21 protein-coding genes are annotated in these 19,490 nt (G+C 44.9%); 8 read left to right on the plus strand and 13 right to left on the minus strand.

What is annotated here, in order from left to right:
* Window positions 1-6: 6 nt before the first annotated feature.
* The gene (gene rluD, locus OMP94_RS00515; RefSeq protein WP_266274811.1) at window positions 7-972 is read right to left on the minus strand and encodes a 23S rRNA pseudouridine(1911/1915/1917) synthase RluD; all 966 of its coding nucleotides are present in this window, start codon (window positions 970-972) and stop codon (window positions 7-9) included.
* 78 nt (window positions 973-1,050) lie between these two features.
* On the opposite strand from rluD, the gene OMP94_RS00520 reads away from it, so the two are divergent.
* Window positions 1,051-1,332 (plus strand): c-type cytochrome, encoded by a 282-nt coding sequence (locus tag OMP94_RS00520; RefSeq protein ID WP_266274813.1) that lies wholly within the window; start codon window positions 1,051-1,053, stop codon window positions 1,330-1,332.
* On the opposite strand, the gene mutM is transcribed toward OMP94_RS00520, so the two are convergent.
* The 12 genes from mutM to gatC form a co-directional block, all read right to left on the minus strand.
* Window positions 1,333-2,151, minus strand: coding sequence for a bifunctional DNA-formamidopyrimidine glycosylase/DNA-(apurinic or apyrimidinic site) lyase (gene mutM / locus OMP94_RS00525; protein ID WP_266274815.1), 819 nt, complete (start codon window positions 2,149-2,151; stop codon window positions 1,333-1,335).
* Between the two features lie 3 nt (window positions 2,152-2,154).
* On the minus strand, window positions 2,155-3,015 hold the full coding sequence (locus OMP94_RS00530) for a DUF4340 domain-containing protein (protein ID WP_266274817.1): 861 nt from the start codon (window positions 3,013-3,015) through the stop codon (window positions 2,155-2,157).
* Entirely contained in the window at window positions 3,012-4,364 is a 1,353-nt protein-coding gene (locus OMP94_RS00535; protein ID WP_266274819.1) for a GldG family protein, read from the minus strand. Before OMP94_RS00535 ends, OMP94_RS00530 begins: the two co-directional genes overlap by 4 nt.
* A complete protein-coding gene (locus OMP94_RS00540; protein ID WP_266274821.1) occupies window positions 4,361-5,110 on the minus strand; it encodes an ABC transporter permease in 750 nt (249 codons plus the stop codon). Before OMP94_RS00540 ends, OMP94_RS00535 begins: the two co-directional genes overlap by 4 nt.
* The gene (locus tag OMP94_RS00545) at window positions 5,110-6,051 is read right to left on the minus strand and encodes an ABC transporter ATP-binding protein (RefSeq protein WP_266274822.1); all 942 of its coding nucleotides are present in this window, start codon (window positions 6,049-6,051) and stop codon (window positions 5,110-5,112) included. Before OMP94_RS00545 ends, OMP94_RS00540 begins: the two co-directional genes overlap by 1 nt.
* A gap of 12 nt (window positions 6,052-6,063) precedes the next feature.
* A complete protein-coding gene (locus tag OMP94_RS00550; RefSeq protein WP_266274824.1) occupies window positions 6,064-7,299 on the minus strand; it encodes an EAL and HDOD domain-containing protein in 1,236 nt (411 codons plus the stop codon).
* Window positions 7,300-7,407: 108 nt separating this feature from the next.
* Window positions 7,408-7,563, minus strand: a complete 156-nt coding sequence (rpmG, locus tag OMP94_RS00555; RefSeq protein ID WP_266274826.1) for a 50S ribosomal protein L33 — start codon at window positions 7,561-7,563, stop codon at window positions 7,408-7,410.
* A gap of 13 nt (window positions 7,564-7,576) precedes the next feature.
* Window positions 7,577-7,813, minus strand: coding sequence for a 50S ribosomal protein L28 (gene rpmB / locus OMP94_RS00560; RefSeq protein ID WP_266274828.1), 237 nt, complete (start codon window positions 7,811-7,813; stop codon window positions 7,577-7,579).
* A gap of 116 nt (window positions 7,814-7,929) precedes the next feature.
* Window positions 7,930-8,427: a TlpA family protein disulfide reductase gene (locus OMP94_RS00565; protein ID WP_266274830.1), complete on the minus strand. Its 498-nt coding sequence runs from the start codon at window positions 8,425-8,427 to the stop codon at window positions 7,930-7,932.
* A 2-nt stretch (window positions 8,428-8,429) separates the two neighbouring features.
* A complete protein-coding gene (locus OMP94_RS00570) occupies window positions 8,430-10,061 on the minus strand; it encodes an acetolactate synthase large subunit (protein ID WP_266274832.1) in 1,632 nt (543 codons plus the stop codon).
* Between the two features lie 117 nt (window positions 10,062-10,178).
* The gene (gatA, locus tag OMP94_RS00575) at window positions 10,179-11,633 is read right to left on the minus strand and encodes an Asp-tRNA(Asn)/Glu-tRNA(Gln) amidotransferase subunit GatA (RefSeq protein ID WP_266274834.1); all 1,455 of its coding nucleotides are present in this window, start codon (window positions 11,631-11,633) and stop codon (window positions 10,179-10,181) included.
* Between the two features lie 11 nt (window positions 11,634-11,644).
* A complete protein-coding gene (gene gatC / locus OMP94_RS00580) occupies window positions 11,645-11,932 on the minus strand; it encodes an Asp-tRNA(Asn)/Glu-tRNA(Gln) amidotransferase subunit GatC (RefSeq protein ID WP_266274836.1) in 288 nt (95 codons plus the stop codon).
* A 121-nt stretch (window positions 11,933-12,053) separates the two neighbouring features.
* On the opposite strand from gatC, the gene OMP94_RS00585 reads away from it, so the two are divergent.
* The 7 genes from OMP94_RS00585 to OMP94_RS11295 all read left to right on the plus strand — a co-directional run bounded on the left by OMP94_RS00585 (window position 12,054) and on the right by OMP94_RS11295 (window position 19,480).
* Window positions 12,054-13,100: a rod shape-determining protein gene (locus OMP94_RS00585; protein WP_266274838.1), complete on the plus strand. Its 1,047-nt coding sequence runs from the start codon at window positions 12,054-12,056 to the stop codon at window positions 13,098-13,100.
* A gap of 135 nt (window positions 13,101-13,235) precedes the next feature.
* A complete protein-coding gene (mreC, locus tag OMP94_RS00590) occupies window positions 13,236-14,171 on the plus strand; it encodes a rod shape-determining protein MreC (RefSeq protein ID WP_416240441.1) in 936 nt (311 codons plus the stop codon).
* Window positions 14,161-14,640 carry a rod shape-determining protein MreD gene (mreD, locus tag OMP94_RS00595; protein ID WP_266274840.1) on the plus strand — a complete coding sequence of 160 codons (480 nt, stop codon included), beginning with the start codon at window positions 14,161-14,163 and terminating at the stop codon, window positions 14,638-14,640. Before mreC ends, mreD begins: the two co-directional genes overlap by 11 nt.
* On the plus strand, window positions 14,640-16,553 hold the full coding sequence (gene mrdA, locus OMP94_RS00600; protein WP_266274845.1) for a penicillin-binding protein 2: 1,914 nt from the start codon (window positions 14,640-14,642) through the stop codon (window positions 16,551-16,553). Before mreD ends, mrdA begins: the two co-directional genes overlap by 1 nt.
* Window positions 16,546-17,676, plus strand: coding sequence for a rod shape-determining protein RodA (gene rodA, locus OMP94_RS00605; protein ID WP_266274847.1), 1,131 nt, complete (start codon window positions 16,546-16,548; stop codon window positions 17,674-17,676). Before mrdA ends, rodA begins: the two co-directional genes overlap by 8 nt.
* Window positions 17,673-18,650 carry a lytic murein transglycosylase B gene (gene mltB / locus OMP94_RS00610; protein ID WP_266274849.1) on the plus strand — a complete coding sequence of 326 codons (978 nt, stop codon included), beginning with the start codon at window positions 17,673-17,675 and terminating at the stop codon, window positions 18,648-18,650. Before rodA ends, mltB begins: the two co-directional genes overlap by 4 nt.
* Complete coding sequence (locus tag OMP94_RS11295; RefSeq protein ID WP_323135045.1) at window positions 18,647-19,480, plus strand: septal ring lytic transglycosylase RlpA family protein; 834 nt, start codon at window positions 18,647-18,649, stop codon at window positions 19,478-19,480. The genes mltB and OMP94_RS11295 overlap by 4 nt, the downstream gene beginning before the upstream one ends.
* The last annotated feature ends 10 nt before the right edge of the window (window positions 19,481-19,490 follow it).

The raw sequence follows: 19,490 nt of genomic DNA on the forward strand, positions 1-19,490 counted from the left end.
TTAACGTTATTCTTCGAGTTGCTGTGCATCCTGCGCAAGTATAGCGATTAATTGTTGCATATCGTCGGGCATCGGCACCTGCCAACTGACAAACTCACCTGTTGATGGATGATCAAAGCCTAATAATCCTGCATGTAATGCCTGACGTCGGAAGCCGACTAATGCCTCTCGCGTGCTATCAGACAAGCCTTTTGGCATTTTGAAACGACCACCATAAACCGGATCGCCTACCAGTGGATGGCGAATATAAGCCATATGCACACGAATCTGATGTGTACGACCGGTCTCTAACTTACAACGAACATGGGTGTGGGCACGAAAGCGTTGCTCAACGCGGTAATGGGTTACAGAGGGTTTGCCACTTTCACTGACGGCCATACGTTTACGGTCAATATGATGACGTCCAATAGGTTCATCGACGGTACCACCAGCGGTAAAGACACCGGTTACCACGGCCTGATATTCACGTTGCACAGTGCGTTCTTGCAGTTGGCTAATTAATGAATTATGCGCCTGCAAAGTTTTTGCGACCATCAATAGGCCGGTGGTGTTTTTATCAAGGCGATGCACAATACCGGCGCGCGGAATATGCACTAAGCCGGGAGCATGGGCGAGTAAAGCATTGACTAGCGTGCCTTGGTGATTACCAGCGCCAGGATGGACAACCATACCGGCAGGTTTATTGAGAATAAGTACATCGTCATCTTCGTAAACGATATCTAAATCAATTTTTTCTGCCTGCCAATGTTCATCTTGAATCTGCAGCTCTGCATTAATGACAACACTATCGCCTTCGCGGACTTTGTCGCGTGGTTTAGGTTTTTCATCGTTAAGCAGAACATCTCCAGCCTTGATCCATTTACTGAGTTGGCCACGTGAAAAGTCTGGAAACAAATTCGCCAATGCTTGATCTAAACGCAAACCGTCAGATTCTTCGGGAATTATGCCGTCTAATTTGATAATCTCAGCCATGAAGATGCTTTAGTAAAAAAAGGCTGACATTATAACGCAGCCTCATCCAGCACCGTGAAAAAGCGCAAGGAATATCAAATGAAACAACTGACTATTTTGATGTTAATGCTGCCAACAATAGCGCTGGCCGAGCCCGATATGCGATTGATGGCGGCAAGTTGTGCTGCATGTCATGGTACAAATGGTCACAGCCAAACCGAGATAATGCCAAGTTTAGCGGGAATGAGTGCCGATTATTTTGTTGAACGAATGTTGGCCTTCAAAGCAGGCTCAACCGACAGTACAGTAATGCATCATCACGCGACGGGGTACAGTGAGGCTGAAATCAGAGCGCTGGCTGAATATTTTTCGGCTCAGTGACTAACGTTTTTGGCAAATGGGGCAAAAATAGGTCGCACGATTCGCTTGGCGGATCATCTCGATCGGGTGACCACATTGGCGACAATCTATATTTTGCCGAGCATAAACAAATAACTCTTGAGCAAAATAGCCCGGCTTACCCTCACTATCTCGAAAATCTCTTAGGGTCGTGCCACCGGCGGCAATTGCTTTTGCCAATACGGTTTTGATTGAGTCAGCTAAATGGTCAGCTTGTTTTCTGGTTAATCTACCGGCAGTTAGCTGTGGATGAACACCAGCCAAAAAGCAGGATTCACTAGCATAGATATTACCAACGCCAACGACCACTTCAGCATTCATGATAAAAGTCTTGATGCTGACCTGACGTTTACGACTTCGGTCGAACAAGTATTTACCATCAAATTCTTCTGATAATGGCTCTGGGCCAAGATGTTTGATGAGCGGATGTTCGGTTGGTTTTAACTCTGTCCAAAGTACAGCGCCAAACCTTCTTGGATCGGTGAGTCTCACCGTCATGCCATTCGCGAACTGCAAATCGACATGATCATGTTTTTCGGCTGGCGTTGCTTCACTCAAGACTCGAAGCCGACCTGACATACCTAAATGCATCAGCAAGTTGCCTTGGTCTGTTTCAAGCAGTAAATACTTGGCACGACGTTTTACTGCTGTGACGGTTTGACCAACCAAAATATTGTTTAAATCATCTGTTACAGGCCAGCGAAGACGTGAATCACGAACGATAACTTGGCTAACAGTTTGCCCTTCAACATAAGGTGCAATTCCTTTACGTGTGGTTTCGACTTCAGGTAACTCAGGCATGGCTTAATTCTTGGTTGGAAATAGATTGACGGCAATATTAGTTGGGAATTGATACTGCAACTGTCTCTCAGGTAACAAAATACTTAAACCTTCTGGCGATAATCTGGCAAAAGCATTTACAGATTGACCATCTTTAAAGGTAAAACTAAGCGGTTGAAAGCCGGCATCGGGCATGACTTCACTTGGGCTGACTTGCATGGCATAAGCTTGCTGCCAAGATTGGGCAATAGCCGTTAGTTGATCGGTTGTTAGCCCAGAGGTGTTTGTTTGCCATTGCCCTGATTGTTGTTCAAAGCGAATTGAGTCAGCTTGTAATGTTTGTGCTTGCTGAAAAGGCACAGATATAGATTGTAGTTTTGCCATATTGGCAAACAAACGGTTCTCAATAAAGCCACTAGCGCTCGCCTGTAATAAAGGACTAATTGTGTCATCAAAAAGATAAATGGTTTGATTTGAGAGCAGGTAGCGCTGCTGGGTAAGCTGGGCTTCATCACCAAAATGGAAAGTCTGGTTATTAAAAGTCAGCGATAACATCGGATCTGCCAGTCCAAATTGCTGCAGGTCCATATCATCAGTGACAGCAAATTGTTCACTGGCAACGGTATCCAACAAACTCAGCAGCATTGTGACTCTACTGATACTTGCGGGTGCAGAAAACGGTGTTTGAAGCTGCCAGTTTTGTCCATCACGAATTAATGTAATAGGGGATTGTGAGCCTCGAGCTACGGTGATTTCGGTGACCATATCAGACTTGAGAATATTGCCGATGGTATTTACCTGTGGCGTGTTGACTTGCTCAAGTTGCCACAGCAAACCGAGTACAAGAAACAGTAACAGCAGGTTGGTTAGATAACTTCGTTTCATCGCTTACGGCGCAACCACCAGAGCATCAGGCCTGTTGCCAACAACAGTGCTGGCAGAATAAATAAAAAGCCGATAGCGATAATCAATGTTTCGGTAAAACTTAAACTTAATTGATTATCTGGTGTGGTTTTAACTGCAATATTCAGTAAATCATCGTGTGCGGTTAGCCAGTTTACGATGCCGTTGGCAAAAGCCTGATTGGCGCCATTACCGAGAAATTGGTTACTGACAAAATCACCATCACCAATCACCACAACACGCTGGTTGGCTTCTGCTTCTTTTTGTTCTCGCTCTAGTGATAACGAGACTGCTAATGGCCCCGGTAGATCTAAATCTTCGTTAAATTGGATTTCAGCAGTAGTCAGTGAGGAGAGCTCAGCCCAAGTTTCTACTTGCGTTCGCAGTAACTCAATCGTCTGCCAGTCAGAAGTTTCAGTTGGTGTTGATTGAACTGCTGATACACCAGGCATCAAAACAATACTGGGTAAGTCGCGAGTTAATGAATGATCAGCAAAGTTGCTTAGCAAAGCAAAAGTTGGGTCATCAATACCTAATAAGCTTGAGTTGGGATCAATGATAGTGCCTGGCAGCCATTGTAGTTCGAGTGCATCGGCTAATTCAGCTAATGCCCCGTGCTGATCAGGCTCGGTTAACCACAATAAATTACCGCCATCGACAACATAATCTTGAATTAGCTTTACTTCGCCTGGCAGCCAGTCTAAATCTGGACTGGCAATGACTACGACATCTGTATTATCTGGCAGCTGTCCTTCAGCTGCGAGATTAATGGTTTCGATAATAAAGCCTTGTTCTATTAGCGCATTAGCCCAAAGGCTTAAGCCAAAGTTGGCATTGCTCTCTGCACTTCTTTCACCGTGACCTGTGATGAAAACAAGTTTGGGTTTAACACTACGACTGACACGCAAAATGGCATTGGTTAAAGATTGCTCTGATAAATCTTGAACTCGCTCAGTTTTTGCTCCTTGAATAACCAGCATTTCACCTTGTTGCTGAATATTGAATTGTTTAACTTGCTGCGGCGCTTTTGCTGGGTCAACGATGTCGACTTGCAGTTGGTCGGTATATTTTTGGTAGCGTTGTAGCTGTTGTTGCAAAGCCGGTGAAAACTCATTTCCCGGACTGATAAAAGCTTTTATCTGTGTGGGTTGATCAAGGCTCTTAAGCAAATCGATAGTTTGATCTGAAAGGCTATGACGTTGATTGCTGGTTAAGTCAAAGGCGGTATTGGTCGCCAGCGATAACTTGGCTGCCACTGTAATGACTGCAATTAATAAAACATAAAAAATACATTGTTGTAGGCGATGTTGCCATTTCACCGACATTTTCATGAGGCAACTCGCATCCCATCAAGTTTGCGAACTGACATCAGTAGAAATGCCGATGTGATCAATAGGTAATAAATAATATCGGCGCTAAATACTTCACCACGAAGCAATGGTTCGAAGTGATTAATTAAAGATAGCCAGCTAAAGAGGTTGCTGCTAACGGCACCGTTGTGACCTACCCAGTCGATGATCCACAAAAGCAGCAATACAGCAAAGCTGCTAACGGCAGCGATAATAGGGTGTGCTGTTAGTGCTGACATAAAAATGCCAATAGCGATCATGCTACTAAGTAACAGTAATAAGCCAATGCAGCCTGCCATGACCAGGTTTAAATCAATAGGGCTGCCAAGCAACATTGATAACGGCATTAACATCAACATCAGCAATAACAGACCAAAGAAAATCAGCAGGCCAAAGTATTTACCCAAAACTATCTGCGTAATGGACAGTGGCGCAGTCATTAACAATGTCAGGCTTTCATTACGGCGTTCTTCAGCAAAACTTCGCATGGTAATGAATGGTGTAACCAGTAATAGAATCAGCGCCATATTGCCCATTAATGGTGTGATAACAAGCTCGGTCACACCAGGGGCGCCGGGAATGGCAGCGATTTGCCCTTGAACCTGCGAAAAATAATCAATATGAGTCAAAAATAGATAGGCGAGTAGGGCTTGTACTAAGGCCATTAATACCCAAGCCAGTGGTGATATAAATAATCGATAACATTCTAGTCGAGCAATTAACCACATTAGAGACTGACTCCTTCAGTTTCTGAGCGGATTAGCTGGGTAAACAGCTGCTCTAATGTATCCTGCTCAGGGGTAAGTTGAGTGAGTTGCCAGTTATTTGATACGGCAAGACTCACCAGTTGATCGGTCGGATCAGTGTCTATAGCAAAAAACAGTCTAAACTGCTGGTTATCAATCACTTCAATATCTGTGACACCATCAATTGCCAGTAACTCAGACTGGCTCGGTGCCTGACGAAATGCCACCTTAAGGACGCGATGTTGTCGTTGTGACTTTAGGCCTTGAAGTGAATCACTGAACACTAACTGACCTTGATGCATGATTTGCACACGGTCACATAGCATTTCGACTTCCGGCAAAATATGCGTCGAGAGAATGACACTATGCTGGTTTGCAATATCACGAATAAGTTGTCGGATCTGCTGAATTTGAATCGGGTCTAAGCCCGAAGTGGGTTCATCGAGAATCACAACCTCAGGTTGGTGAATGATTGCTTGGGCAATACCCGCTCGTTGTTGATAACCTTTTGATAATTGACCAATCAGCCGGTGGCGCATATGTGTCAGACCACAACGGTTGAGCACTTCATCTATAGCCGTTTGTAGTGACTTACCACTTAAACCATGTAATCGACCACAGAAACCTAGATATTCGTTAACCGTGAGCTCTCGATATAACGGCGGATTTTCTGGTAAATAGCCAATATAGCGTTTTGCTGCCTGTGGCGCTGAGAGGAGATCAATGCCGTTAATCAATATGCTGCCACTGTCTGGCGCAAGATTACCCGTCAACATTTTCATTGTCGTGGATTTACCGGCGCCATTCGGGCCTAAAAATCCCAATACTTCACCGCGATAGACATCGAAGCTGAGATTATTAACGACAGTATGATGAGAAAAAGCGCGTTGTAAGGATACGGCTGAGAGCAGTAGTGATTGCATTATTGGTTTAAATCAAAAGCCTTTATTAGTTAAATTAGCCCATTCGACAGCATCAACATATATATTGGCAAACGCTTCCAGACTAGCGAAATCTTCATTTACACAATCCCAATGACCCGTTTTATAGGCCACGACATCATCAAGCATTTTGCCAAGCAGACCACCATGGTTTGTTAATGCTAGGATTATTTCGTCGTTTAAAGGGATGCCTTTTAACAATTCATCCATCGGACGATTTAGCATTAAATCTAGGTTGGAAAACAAGCCGGCTAGAAAACCAAGGTTTTCAGGGTAGCCGTAGGCTGGAGCAATTTTTTCACACATTTTGCCTCTTATTAATGCCGCCGTCATCAACTCATCGGGAATCGAATCGATTTCATTCATGGCAATGATGGTTGTCCAGGTCTTAATGGCATTAATACCTAAAAACACCAACGCATGCTTTACGGAATCGATGTGTTTGTTTAGACCTACGGCAGCTGAGTTTAATAAGCGAGTTAATTTATAGAGTAACCCGGGATCTTGACTGATTAATGTTTCAATCTCATCAAATTCAATATCGGGATCTTGTAGTTTCGCTATGAGTGATAAAAGTTGTTGTTGTCGCGCTGGAATAACTTTATCTTCAATGATAGATGGCTTTGAAAAGAAGTAACCTTGGAACAAATCAAAACCCAGTTTGCGGCAATAATTAAACTGATCATTGGTTTCCACTTTTTCAGCCAGAAGTCTGACTGGATACTTACGAAGTATCTGCACATGTTCGGCAAGTTCTTCGTTTGTCATGGAGAGCACATCAACTTTAATAATTGTGGCTAACTCAACTAAGGGAAGAAGGCTGGGGCTGAAAATAAAGTCGTCGAGCGCAATCAGGTAACCTTGTTTAACAAGGTTTTTGACTGCAGCGATAACTTCTTCATCTGGCTCAATATCTTCAAGGATCTCTAAAACGACGCGTTCTTTGGCTAATGGAAATGGGTCGTCACTTAGCAGAAAACTGCGGGTGAGATTGACAAATCCCGTATGGTCGCCGAGGACACGATCCATACCAATTTCTAAAAAGGCATAGTTAATGACTTTGGCGGTGGCGAGATCTGCAGCATCAGCGTTGATATTGGCGCAGAAGTCTGTGGAACTATTTCTGAATAAGAGCTCGTAGGCAAAAACACGTAAGTTGTAATCAAATATTGGCTGTCGAGCGAGGATTGCCGTAGGGTAGCTATCGGTCAGGCTTTCATGATTTTTCATGTAAAACACCCTCTAACACTTACAATGCAATTTGATTGTATGGCTTATAAAATAAGCTGTATACAAAAAAGCCCGCGATAGCGGGCTTTTTTCAGAGCGAAATCAGTATTATTTGATTTTGGCTTCTTTGTACATCACGTGTTTGCGGACAACTGGATCAAATTTTTTGATTTCCATTTTTTCCGGCATGGTGCGTTTGTTTTTATCAGTGGTGTAGAAGTGACCTGTACCCGCTGATGAGACTAATTTAATTTTATCGCGCATGACTCAAGTCTCCTTAGAATTTTTCGCCGCGAGCACGCAGATCAGACAGAACACTATCAATGCCGCGTTTGTCGATGATACGTAAACCGTGGTTGCTGACGCGCAGTTTAACCCAACGGTTTTCAGATTCTACCCAAAAACGGTGTGAGTGAAGGTTAGGAAGAAACCGGCGTTTTGTTTTGTTATGTGCGTGCGATACGTTGTTGCCGCTCATTGGGCGTTTGCCCGTTACCTGACATACTCTGGACATTTGGAACCTGCTCCTGAAAAACTTTTACCCAGACAACGCCGCAAACGCCGTCTGCCTGAAACAATTAAGCCCGACTTTATACCATATTAGATTTAATATGGATAGTTGAAAATCACTTATGCTGGCTCGAGGCCCATTTTTTCCAATCTGACTGCCAGTGCTGCAAAATCAAGCTCACCAATTTTGCGCATGACAATATTACCATTTGCGTCAACAAGAAAGTGGGTTGGGGTGACACGAACATTACCAAAAGCATGGGAAAGTTTGTTATCAGAATCCCATGTCAGTGTATAAGGCAGTGATTTTTCTGAACGCATAGCCTTAATTTGCTCTGGTGTGTCATGTGCAAGCGCGATACCCAACATTCCCAAATCTGCATATTGCTCATGCAAATGCACTAACTCAGGCATTTCTGCGATACAGCCTGGGCAGTCGGTTGCCCAGAAAATGACCAATAGTGGTTTACCAACGTAGTCACTCAGTTGTTTTGTTTCACCATCGATGGTGTCAAAACGTTGATTTGGCATCGGTGCTGAGGATGAACTATTCAGCCAAAAAAACAGACCAGCAATAATCAGCAGGGCAGGGAAAATGATCTTTAAAGCGGATTTCATGTTTAGCTAGGGCTCGTTAATTGTCCAAGTTGTTCTGTTAATTTCAGGTTCTCACGATAATCAACAGGGCAGTCGATGACGGTCACTGTATCTCGTGCTAACGCGGCCTGTAATTCAGGCATCAAATCATCAGTACGTTCAATTCTGACACCAACAGCGCCAAATGATTGCGCGTATTGTACAAAATCTGGGTTAGTGAAGGTGACGTGACTGGTTCGGCCAAACTGGTTTTGCTGTTTCCATTCGATAAGGCCATAACTTGCGTCATTCCAGATCAAAATAACAATGGGAATATTGAGACGCATTGCAGTTTCAATTTCTTGGGAATTCATCAAAAAGCCAGCATCGCCCGTGACTGCGACAACTTTACGATGTGGATAAGCCAGTTTTGCGGCAATCGCACCGGGAACAGCAATCCCCATACTGGCAAAGCCATTGGAAATGATGCAGGTGTTGGGGTACTCACAGCGGAACATCCGTGACATCCACATTTTATGGGCGCCAACGTCACAAATTACAATATCTTCCAGATCCATGGCTGTGCGCAGATCCCAGATGATTTTTTGTGGTTTTACCGGAAACTCAGTGTCATCACGATGCTGATTCATTTCTTTAATCAGACTGTCGCGTAAAGTGCGCATTGCCTGACCTTTATGCGGTGAGGTTAATGCGGCAAGGCGATTCAAACTGTGATTGATATTACCAATCACACCGACAACAACACTGTAATACGCATCGACTTCGGCATGGGTTGTATCTATATGAATTAATGTACGGTCGCGTGTCGGGTGCCACAAATAGGGGTGATATTCGACCATGTCGTAACCAACGCAAATGATGACATCGGCATTAGCAAACCCCGTGTTCACATAATCATTTGATTGCAAGCCAACACTGCCTAATGACATGGGATGGCGAAACGGAATAACCCCTTTAGCCATAAACGTATTGGCAACTGGAATGCCTAGTTGCTCAGCAAAGTCAGCAAGTGCCTTGGCGGCATGAGAACGCACCACACCATTACCCGCCAAGATGATGGGGTTTTGTGCATTAGAAATAATTTCGGCAGCACGTTCTAAATGTTCTGCTGCAGGCTCCGGTGGTGTCGCATTTTTTACACGGAGAGGCTTGTCGTTAATTTCCATTTCCGCAATGTTTTCGGGAAACTCTATAAAACAAGCGCCAGTTTTTTCGGTTTGCGCGACTTTAAAAGCTTTACGAACGATTTCGGGGATAACCTCGGGACTGACAATACGGGTTGCGTATTTAGTCACCGGCAAAAACATGGCTTCTAAATCCAATACCTGATGGGATTCTTTGTGAAGTCGGCGGGTTGAAGCCTGGCCAGCAATGGCAATGAGTGGTGCATGGTCCATATTGGCATCAGCAACGCCGGTAATGAGATTGGTTGCGCCTGGTCCCAATGTCGCGATACAGACACCGGCTTTACCTGTTAAACGTCCATAAACATCGGCCATAAAAGCAGCACCTTGTTCATGGCGCGTGGTAATAAACTGGATGGGGGAGTCCAATAAGGCATCCATGACATCAAGGTTCTCTTCACCAGGGATACCAAAGATGTATTTGACGTCTTCATTTTCCAGCGCTTTCACAAACAGTTCTGCGGCTTTCATCTGAATTCCTTCTATCAGGCGGTTTGGCTGCAAGAATAGCAGAATTTTTCAGCAAAACGAGGCCCGTAGTTGCTGAGGCTTTAGCGATAAAAAAGGGGCTTTCGCCCCTTTGATTGTTTATTGAAACGCTTTTGGAATCTGTTGATGCCAATCCGTTTCTTGTTGGTAACGATGTGCGACATTCAATAAGCGTGCTTCATCGAAATAGTTACCAATGATTTGTAAACCGACTGGTAAACCATCAACAAAACCTGCAGGGATAGACATGCCTGGTAAGCCTGCAAGATTAGTGTTGATAGTGAAGATATCTTCCAGATACATAGCGACTGGGTCGTTAGTCTTCTCACCGAAGCGGAATGCAGGATTCGTTGCAGTTGGTCCCATGATGACGTCGACTTCTTCGAAAGCGCGTAAAAAGTCATCACGGATCAAGCGGCGGCATTGTTGCGCTTTTATGTAATAAGCATCGTAGTATCCAGCAGACAACGCATAAGTACCAATCATTATGCGACGTTTCACTTCATCACCGAAACCTTCACCACGTGAGCGGGTATACAAATCCATCAAATCTTTAGGATCTTCAGCGCGGTGGCCAAAACGTACGCCATCCATACGAGACAGGTTTGAAGAACATTCGGCTGGAGCAACTACATAATAAGTGGGTACAGCTAACGCCGTATTCGGCAAGGTGATTTCTTTCAGCTTCGCGCCCATTGCTTCGTATGACTTAATTGCCGCTTCAACAGTCGCAGCAACTTTTGGATCTAAGCCTTCACCGAAATATTCTTTGGGTAGACCAATGGTTAGACCTTCTAAAGAATCGTTCAAGGTCGCTGTGTAATCTGGGACGTCACGTTCGACGCTGGTGGAGTCGCGTTCATCAAAACCAGACATCACGTTCATTAACCAAGCTGCATCTTCTGCGCTGTTGGCCATTGGTCCAGCTTGATCAAGGCTAGAAGCAAAAGCAATCATGCCGTAGCGTGAAATACGACCGTAAGTCGGTTTCAGACCAGTTAAATTGCACAAAGATGATGGTTGACGAATTGAGCCGCCAGTATCTGTACCTGTAGCAACGGGTGCTAAACGTGCTGCAACCGCAGCCGCAGAACCACCAGATGAACCACCTGGTACACGGCCTGTATCCCAAGGATTTTTAACTGGACCATAAAAACTGGTTTCATTTGATGAGCCCATCGCAAACTCATCCATGTTGGTTTTACCCAATGTCACCATGCCCGCTGCATTCAGCTTTTCAACGACAGTGGCATCATATGGCGCAACGAATTTATCCAGCATTTTCGATGCACAGCTAGTGCGAATACCTTTGGTGCAGAAAATGTCTTTGTGCGCCAGCGGAATCCCGGTTAAGGGACCTGCTGTTTTAGCTTGTAAACGTTCATCAGCAGCTTTGGCCTGTGCTAACGCTAGTTCATCAGTCACGCTGATAAAGGCATTTAACTCGCCATTATGTTTATTAATGCGATCTAAGAAGTGTTGGGTTAAATCAACACTGCTAATTTCGCCTTGTTGCAAGGCATCAGAAAGTTGTTTGAGCGATTTGTTATGCATATTGTGCCTGTTTATTCGATGACTTTAGGGACTAGATATACACCAGCCTCTGTTTTCGGCGCGATAGCTTGGAAAGCGTCACGCTGGTCAGTTTCGCTGACAGTGTCTTCACGTAACCGTTGCTTGGCATCTAAAGGGTGCGCCATTGGGCTGATACCATCGGTATCCGCAGCACTCATTTGTTCAACCAGTGTCAGGATATTGTTTAAGTCACGGGCATAGTCAGGGATAGTTGCCTCATCAATGGCAAGTCTTGCCAGATAGGCGATTTTCTCAACATCGGCTTTTTCTAAACTCATCGACGGTTCCAAAATTTGCATTTTTAAACGAAAGTGTGAAGTTTAAATGATTACGCGCTTGCCCAACAGACCTTGCGATTGCTAAAGTAGCGTTTTTGCCTTTCCTGAAGTGGTTTTTTCAATGTTCGAGCGCTTACGTGGTCTTTTCTCCAACGATCTGTCTATTGATCTCGGTACGGCCAATACTTTGATATATGTTCGTGGCAGAGGCATTGTTTTGGACGAACCCTCAGTGGTGGCAATTCGACAGGATAAAGGACCGGGTGGTCCTCGTTCTATCGCCGCAGTAGGTGCTGAAGCCAAACGAATGCTGGGTCGCACACCGGGTAATATTACTGCCATTAGACCATTGAAAGATGGTGTTATCGCAGACTTCACCGTGACGGAAAAAATGCTCCAGCATTTTATTCGTAAAGTTCACGAAGGTCGTTTCCTGAAACCAAGTCCACGCGTTTTGGTTTGTGTCCCTTGTGGTTCAACTCAAGTAGAACGCCGCGCGATTCGTGAATCAGCAGCAGGTGCAGGTGCCCGTGATGTTTTCTTGATCGAAGAGCCAATGGCGGCAGCAATTGGTGCAGGTATGCCAGTTGAAGAAGCAAGTGGTTCAATGGTCTTAGATATCGGTGGTGGTACCACTGAGGTCGCAATCATTTCATTGAATGGTATTGTGTATTCAGCTTCGGTTCGTATTGGTGGTGACTTATTCGACGAGGCGATCGTCAATTATGTGCGTCGTAACTACGGCACCTTAATTGGTGAATCAACCGCTGAGAAAATTAAGAAAGAAATTGGTTCTGCGTACCCAGGTAATGAGGTTCGTGAAATGGAAGTTCGTGGTCGTAACTTGGCCGAAGGTATTCCACGCAGCTTTACCTTAAACAGTAATGAAATTCTTGAAGCATTACAGGACCCATTGTCAGGTATCGTTGCTGCTGTGAAAACAGCACTTGAGCAAACACCGCCTGAGTTGGGTGCTGATGTCGCCGAGCGCGGTATCGTATTAACCGGTGGTGGCGCGTTATTAAAAGACTTAGATCGTCTGCTGATTGAAGAAACTGGCTTGCCAGCAATCGTAGCCGAAGATCCATTAACTTGTGTCGCACGTGGTGGTGGCCGGGCACTTGAGCTGATTGACGAGCGGGGGACCGACGTTTTCACTTTTGAATAAACCACAATCAGCCTGATGAATTGAGACCTTTGCAGATGGCAGGCATGTGCGAAGGTCTCTTCATTTTGGGGAAGCGCTATTAAACCGTTATTTACACAAACTCCATCGATAAATACCCGCATGTTGCTGGCGGTGGTGTTTTCTTTGCTGTTATTTCTGATGGATGCGCGTCTGGATTATTTCAAACCAGTGCGCTCAGTAATGGCGACAGCGGTATACCCCATTCAAAGTCTGGCTGCGATGCCAAGTTCACTTGGTGATTGGGTTAAAGACTTATTCCAGAGCCGTGATGATTTGCGTGAGCGCATTACCGTTCTGGAAGCGCAAGCCTTAACGCAAAACGTTCGTATGCAACGGATGCAGGCGCTTGAGCGTGAGAACATGCGCCTTCGTGAGCTACTAGGTTCCTCTTTCCGCTTACAAGAACGTGTGCAAATCGCTGAGTTACTAAGCGTTGATCTAGATCCGTTTTACCAGCACGTCATTATTGATAAGGGTAATCAATTTGGTGTGTATGAAGGCCAACCCGTTTTAGATGCCCGCGGTGTTATGGGGCAAGTTGCTGAGGTAAGTCAACTATCAAGCCGTGTGGTGTTACTCACTGATCCAAGTCATAGCTTGCCGGTACAAGTCGTACGAAACGGCCTTCGTGCTGTGGTGACTGGTCGTGGCTTGAGTGAACCATTACAAGTTGAGTTTCTGCCGCACAATGCTGATATTCGCGAGGGTGACTGGTTAGTTACTTCTGGGTTAGGCGGACGTTTCCCCGTGGGGTATCCGGTTGGGCGCGTAATGTCTGTTGAGTTTCCACCAGGTAAATCATTTGCTCAAATTTCTGTACAACCTGCTGCTCAGTTAGGCACCAGCCGTGAATTAATGCTGGTATTACCGGGTGAAAAAATTGATTTATCTATCCAAGAGCCTGCTATTGGCCTTGATGGTGAGCCTATTCCTGGGGTGCCGCTTGGTGATATTACCGAACAGCAATCATTACCCTCACCAGAGTCAGAATCAACGCAAGAAGTAGCGCCTGAGACAACTTCTGAAGGTGCAGTTAACAATGGCAATTAATACGCGTCCTCAACAGATTTGGGTGATTTATGTCACTTTGCTGATTGCGATTGTTTTAATGATTTTACCGTTGCCAGATGCACTCAGATTGGCGCGTCCAGAATTTGTGGTCATGACGCTGATTTACTGGGCAATGGCTTTACCACAACGCGTGAGTATCGGTGTCGCATGGTTTACCGGTCTAGTGATGGACATCACCACCGGTTCGCAATTAGGTATTCACTCATTTGCCTATGCAATGGCAATTTTTTTGGTCGCTAGATTTCACTTGCAGTTAAGACAGTATCCGTTGTGGCAACAGGCTTTCACGATTTTATCTTTAGTCTTCTTGGTGCATGTGGTGTCGATGTTAAATGCACCAATGACCAGTGGTTGGCACATTTGGATGCCTGCTGTTGTCAGTACTATATTGTGGCCAATTGTGTATGCCGTATTACGGAAAATTCGTCGTAGTTTTCAGGTGAGTTAATGGCGATAAATTCGCACTTAGCATTAAAAGATCATCTTCGCGAGCGGCGGTTGGTAAATGCCAGACTGTTATTTGCTGCCATTTTCTCCTTATTACTTTTCATCGGAGTCACAGTCCGTCTTGTCGTATTACAAGTCGTTGAATACGAACATTTCGACTCGTTATCTAATAAAAACCGCGTCGATATTGAGCCGTTACCACCACAACGCGGCCTGATTTTTGACCGAAATGGCGTGGTTTTAGCTGAAAACATGCCTACCTTCACGCTAGAACTGGTACCTGAAAAAGTACCCAATATGGCGGAAACGATTGAAGCATTAACAGAACTTTTAGGGCTTACCGGAGAAGATCTTGAGAAGTTCAGAGAACGTTTAAAACAGCAGCGAAGTTTTGAACAGGTAACATTACGTTATCAGTTAACAGAGGAAGAAGTTGCTCGGTTTTCTGTTAATCGGCACCGTTTTCCGGGTGTTGATGTTGTTGGTAGATTAATTCGTCATTACCCGCAAGGGGCTTTATTTGCCCATGCTGTTGGTTATGTTGGGCGTATTAATCAGCAGGATTTGTTGGTGATTGATCAGCAAAACTACAAAGGTACTTTGCAGATCGGTAAAACGGGTATCGAAAAACAATATGAAGATTTGTTGCATGGTACGGTCGGTTATCGACAAGTAGAAACCAATGTTCAAGGACGAACTGTTAGAGAGCTAAGAAGTGTTGCCTCTCAGCCTGGCCAAGATTTGTATCTACATTTGGATATTGGCTTACAACGTACGGCTGTTGAAGCATTAACCGGTTATAACGGCTCTGTGGTCGCGATGGACCCAAGAAATGGCGGCATTTTAGCAATGGTTAGCCAGCCAGACTTTGATCCCAATTTATTTGTTTCGGGTATAAGTATCAAAGACTACGCAGAGCTGCGGGATTCGCCAGAGCGACCACTATATGACCGAGCATTGCGTGGTCATTATCCGCCGGGGTCGACCCTCAAGCCTTTTGTGGCATTAGCGGGTTTAGAGCTCGGTGTTGTGACTGAACACACTAAAACGTATTGCCCTGGTTGGTATTCATTGCCCGGTCATTCTCATCGCTATCGTTGTTGGAAGCATTCTGGTCATGGCCATATGGATGCTATTGATGCAATGGCACAATCTTGTGACGTTTATTTCTACGATCTCGCTCACGCGCTGGGCATAGATCGCATGCATACCTTTCTGGATATGTTTGGCTTTGGTCGGAAAACGGGCGTTGATATTCCAAATGAAAGTGGTGGTTTATTACCATCAAGTGAGTGGAAAAGAAATAGTCGTAATCAGGCTTGGTTTCCGGGGGAGACGTTAATTGCAGGTATAGGACAAGGTTTTAACCAAACCACGCCACTCCAACTTGCCCATGCGACGTCAGTCTTGGCTATGCGCGGTACGATGAATAAACCAACCTTGGTACGTGCTAGCCGAACGAGTGGTCAAGAAGAACTGCAATTAATGCCGACGCAACCACCTGAAACGTTGCCAATGCAAGACGCTAATAATTGGCAGCTGGTAGTGGATTCAATGATTGAAGTTGTGCATGGTCAGCGCGGAACAGCCCGCCATATTACCGAGAAAATGCCATTTCGCATGGCGGGTAAAACCGGTACCGCACAGGTTTTTGGTATCGCCCAAGATGAAAAATATGATGCTGAGACTTTAGAAAAGAAATTACACGATCACGCTTTGTTTGTTGCTTTTGCGCCAGCGGATAATCCTGAATTTGCCGTCGCCGTTGTAGTCGAAAATGGGGGGAGTGGTAGTAAAGTCGCTGCACCTATCGCCCAAAAAATGATCGAGGAATATTTTGGTATTGAAGCTGAAATGGTCATTGATGAAACTGATGATGAGGCGACTGCGCCTAGGGAGGTAACCGGTGAGTGAGTTATTAAACCAACCGCGTCGCCGCTCGCACCGGCCTTTCACGTATTGGCTACAAAATACGCACCTTGATGGTTGGTTAATGCTGGGTTTATTAACCTTACTGACAGTCAGTATGATCGTTTTGTATAGCTCAGGCGGTCAAGATTTTGGGCTGTCAATTCGCCAAGCCATTCGTATGTCGATTGCGTTTGTCATTATGTTTGTCATCGCACAGATACACCCCGACAGGTTACGAAATTTAGCCTATTGGGCATATGGCTTTGGTTTGTTGTTGTTGGTCGCTGTACTTCTGTTCGGGGCGATAGGTAAAGGTGCGCAGCGCTGGTTAGATCTAGGTTTTATGCGGTTTCAGCCATCAGAAATCATGAAGATTGCTGTGCCATTGTTAGTTGCAGCCTATCTATCTGAAAGACCATTAGCGCCATCATTTTTCCGCTTGGTCATGGCTATGGTTATTATTGCCATTCCCACCGTATTAATTGCCAAACAGCCCGACTTGGGAACAGCACTATTGATTGCCAGCTCAGGACTGATTGTTATTTTCTTGGCTGGTATACCATGGAAAGTCATCATCAGCTTCATCATGACTTGTGCCGCGGCGGCGCCATTGTTGTGGTTTAACATGCATGATTATCAGCGTCGGCGGGTACTCACATTTTTAAATCCAGAAAATGATCCTTTAGGTGCTGGCTACCACATCATCCAATCAAAAATTGCCATTGGTAGTGGCGGTCTAAGTGGACGAGGTTGGCTACAGGGAACTCAGTCTCACCTTGAATTTTTACCTGAAAGATCAACAGACTTTATTTTTGCGGTCATTGCTGAAGAATTTGGGCTCATCGGCGTTGTCCTATTGATCATGTTGTATTTAATGATTACGGCACGTGGTCTTTATATCGCTTCGCAAGCACAAACCAGCTTTGGCAGTCTCTTAGCTGGGAGTCTTGCGATTACTTTCTTGGTCTATGTCTTTGTCAATATCGGCATGGTCAGTGGTTTACTACCAGTTGTTGGCGTGCCTTTACCGTTGATTAGTTACGGGGGAACCTCCATGGTGACCTTGTTAGCGAGCTTCGGTATCCTGATGTCCATACACACCCATCGGAGGATGATGTCACCGTGAGAAGTCTGATTTTGTTACCTGCGTTAACGTTTTTCAGCCAGCTTGCCTGGGCCGAACCTGATTTGCCTGGCTTGGATGCTTTTATTGATGAAATGGTGACTGAGCATCAGTTTGATGCGAATGAACTGCGAGCTGCTTTTGCCGAAGTAGAAGTCAAAGAAAGCATTTTAAAAGCTATCGCCAGACCTGCCGAAAAGGCAAAGCCTTGGTATGAATATCGTAATATTTTCATGGACCAAGCACGTATTAATGCGGGGGCTGATTTTTGGGTAAAACATGCCGACACACTAAAAGCAGCAGAGCAGACCTATGGTGTGCCTGCAGAAATTATCCTGGCTATCTTAGGTGTTGAAACGCGCTTTGGTGGCAATATGGGCAGTTTCCGTGTCATTGATGCCTTATCCACTTTGGCTTTCCAATATCCACCACGCAGTCCATTCTTCCGTAGTGAGTTAAAAAACTTTTTAATTCTGACCCGTGAAGAAAAAATGCCACCATTAGAACCAGTGGGTTCTTATGCCGGGGCAATGGGGCTTGGCCAGTTTATGCCAAGTAGCTACCGAGCTTATGCCGTCGACTTTGATCATGATGGGCATCGTGATATTTGGACCAATCCAGCTGACGCGATTGGCAGTATCGCAAATTATTTAAAAGAACATGGCTGGCAGCCGGGTGAAACGATTTTACATCCAACAAGTGCTACGGGTGATATGCCTGAAGCCTTGATCGAGCGTGGATTAAAACCCTCTGTGAATCGTGCTGAAGCCGAAGCTTCAGGTTTGTCTTTGGCTGAATTACCAGCAGGTGCTGAGTTGTTTAATGTGTTTTCATTAACGCAGCGTAATGGCGAAGAACTGTGGCTGGGACGCCAAAACTTTTATGCGATTACACGTTATAATCACAGTCGTATGTATGCCAAAGCGGTAGTCGAGTTATCTGAAGCGATTCGTGCACGGTATGAGCGCACTCAATGATTCTTAGAGCGTTAAACCTAGCTCTGGTAAGCTGTGGCGTTTTATGGCTTGTGGCTTGTACTAGTGTCACGGAAGTACAAGATAGCGCTCCTACAACGACGCCAAGTGCTGAGCAAATGCGAGATGCTGTTCCTAAAGTGGAACCTCGAAGTAAATATGGTAATCCGGCAAGTTATGAAGTGTTTGGTAAGCGGTATTACACACTTGCCTCACATAAGGGTTACGTAGAGCGAGGTATTGCTTCTTGGTACGGGAATAAATTTCATGGCCGCCGTACCTCAAGTGGTGAGCTTTACGACATGTATAAAATGACAGCAGCGCACAAAACATTGCCGTTGCCATCTTATGCAGAAGTGACCAATTTAGATAATGGCAGAAAAGTAATTGTAAAAATCAATGATCGTGGCCCATTTCATGGTGATCGCTTAATTGATTTATCGTATAGTGCCGCCACAAAATTGGGTATCACCGCAAAAGGTACCGGTCGAGTCGAAGTCCGTGCCATTGATGTTGAACAAAAAGCAGCAAAACAAACGGTAAAAGCGCCGCAACAAGTCGCTTTGCAAAATAATACGTTAGAAAATTTGGCGACTTTTTTACAAGTCGGTGCATTTAGTACATTGGCTAAAGCCGAACAAATTAAACATCGTATTCAACAAGAAATTAGCGAACGTGTGCAGATCAAACCTTTTTCACATGAAGGTAATTCTGTTTATCGCGTTCGTGTTGGGCCTTTAGCTAGCGTCGAAGCAGGCCAAAAAATAGCTGAACGCTTACTTAGTCTGGGTTTTAATGAAACACAGATGATCACCGAACAACAGACCAATTAATTGAGAGTTA

It is taken from the genome of Methylophaga sp. OBS3, assembly GCF_026319325.1.
Classification (GTDB): domain Bacteria; phylum Pseudomonadota; class Gammaproteobacteria; order Nitrosococcales; family Methylophagaceae; genus Methylophaga.

What these genes read in the sequence shown, in the direction of transcription:
- OMP94_RS00570 (WP_266274832.1), bottom strand. Translation starts at nt 10,061, where the DNA reads ATGAAAGCCGCAGAACTGTTTGTGAAAGCGCTGGAAAATGAAGACGTC.
- OMP94_RS00535 (WP_266274819.1), bottom strand. Translation starts at nt 4,364, where the DNA reads ATGAAAATGTCGGTGAAATGGCAACATCGCCTACAACAATGTATTTTT.
- gatA (WP_266274834.1), bottom strand. Translation starts at nt 11,633, where the DNA reads ATGCATAACAAATCGCTCAAACAACTTTCTGATGCCTTGCAACAAGGC.
- rluD (WP_266274811.1), bottom strand. Translation starts at nt 972, where the DNA reads ATGGCTGAGATTATCAAATTAGACGGCATAATTCCCGAAGAATCTGAC.
- mutM (WP_266274815.1), bottom strand. Translation starts at nt 2,151, where the DNA reads ATGCCTGAGTTACCTGAAGTCGAAACCACACGTAAAGGAATTGCACCT.
- OMP94_RS00550 (WP_266274824.1), bottom strand. Translation starts at nt 7,299, where the DNA reads ATGAAAAATCATGAAAGCCTGACCGATAGCTACCCTACGGCAATCCTC.
- OMP94_RS11295 (WP_323135045.1), top strand. Translation starts at nt 18,647, where the DNA reads ATGATTCTTAGAGCGTTAAACCTAGCTCTGGTAAGCTGTGGCGTTTTA.
- OMP94_RS00540 (WP_266274821.1), bottom strand. Translation starts at nt 5,110, where the DNA reads ATGTGGTTAATTGCTCGACTAGAATGTTATCGATTATTTATATCACCA.
- OMP94_RS00565 (WP_266274830.1), bottom strand. Translation starts at nt 8,427, where the DNA reads ATGAAATCCGCTTTAAAGATCATTTTCCCTGCCCTGCTGATTATTGCT.
- OMP94_RS00585 (WP_266274838.1), top strand. Translation starts at nt 12,054, where the DNA reads ATGTTCGAGCGCTTACGTGGTCTTTTCTCCAACGATCTGTCTATTGAT.
- OMP94_RS00545 (WP_266274822.1), bottom strand. Translation starts at nt 6,051, where the DNA reads ATGCAATCACTACTGCTCTCAGCCGTATCCTTACAACGCGCTTTTTCT.
- rpmB (WP_266274828.1), bottom strand. Translation starts at nt 7,813, where the DNA reads ATGTCCAGAGTATGTCAGGTAACGGGCAAACGCCCAATGAGCGGCAAC.
- OMP94_RS00530 (WP_266274817.1), bottom strand. Translation starts at nt 3,015, where the DNA reads ATGAAACGAAGTTATCTAACCAACCTGCTGTTACTGTTTCTTGTACTC.
- OMP94_RS00520 (WP_266274813.1), top strand. Translation starts at nt 1,051, where the DNA reads ATGAAACAACTGACTATTTTGATGTTAATGCTGCCAACAATAGCGCTG.
- gatC (WP_266274836.1), bottom strand. Translation starts at nt 11,932, where the DNA reads ATGAGTTTAGAAAAAGCCGATGTTGAGAAAATCGCCTATCTGGCAAGA.
- mrdA (WP_266274845.1), top strand. Translation starts at nt 14,640, where the DNA reads ATGGCGATAAATTCGCACTTAGCATTAAAAGATCATCTTCGCGAGCGG.
- rpmG (WP_266274826.1), bottom strand. Translation starts at nt 7,563, where the DNA reads ATGCGCGATAAAATTAAATTAGTCTCATCAGCGGGTACAGGTCACTTC.
- mreD (WP_266274840.1), top strand. Translation starts at nt 14,161, where the DNA reads ATGGCAATTAATACGCGTCCTCAACAGATTTGGGTGATTTATGTCACT.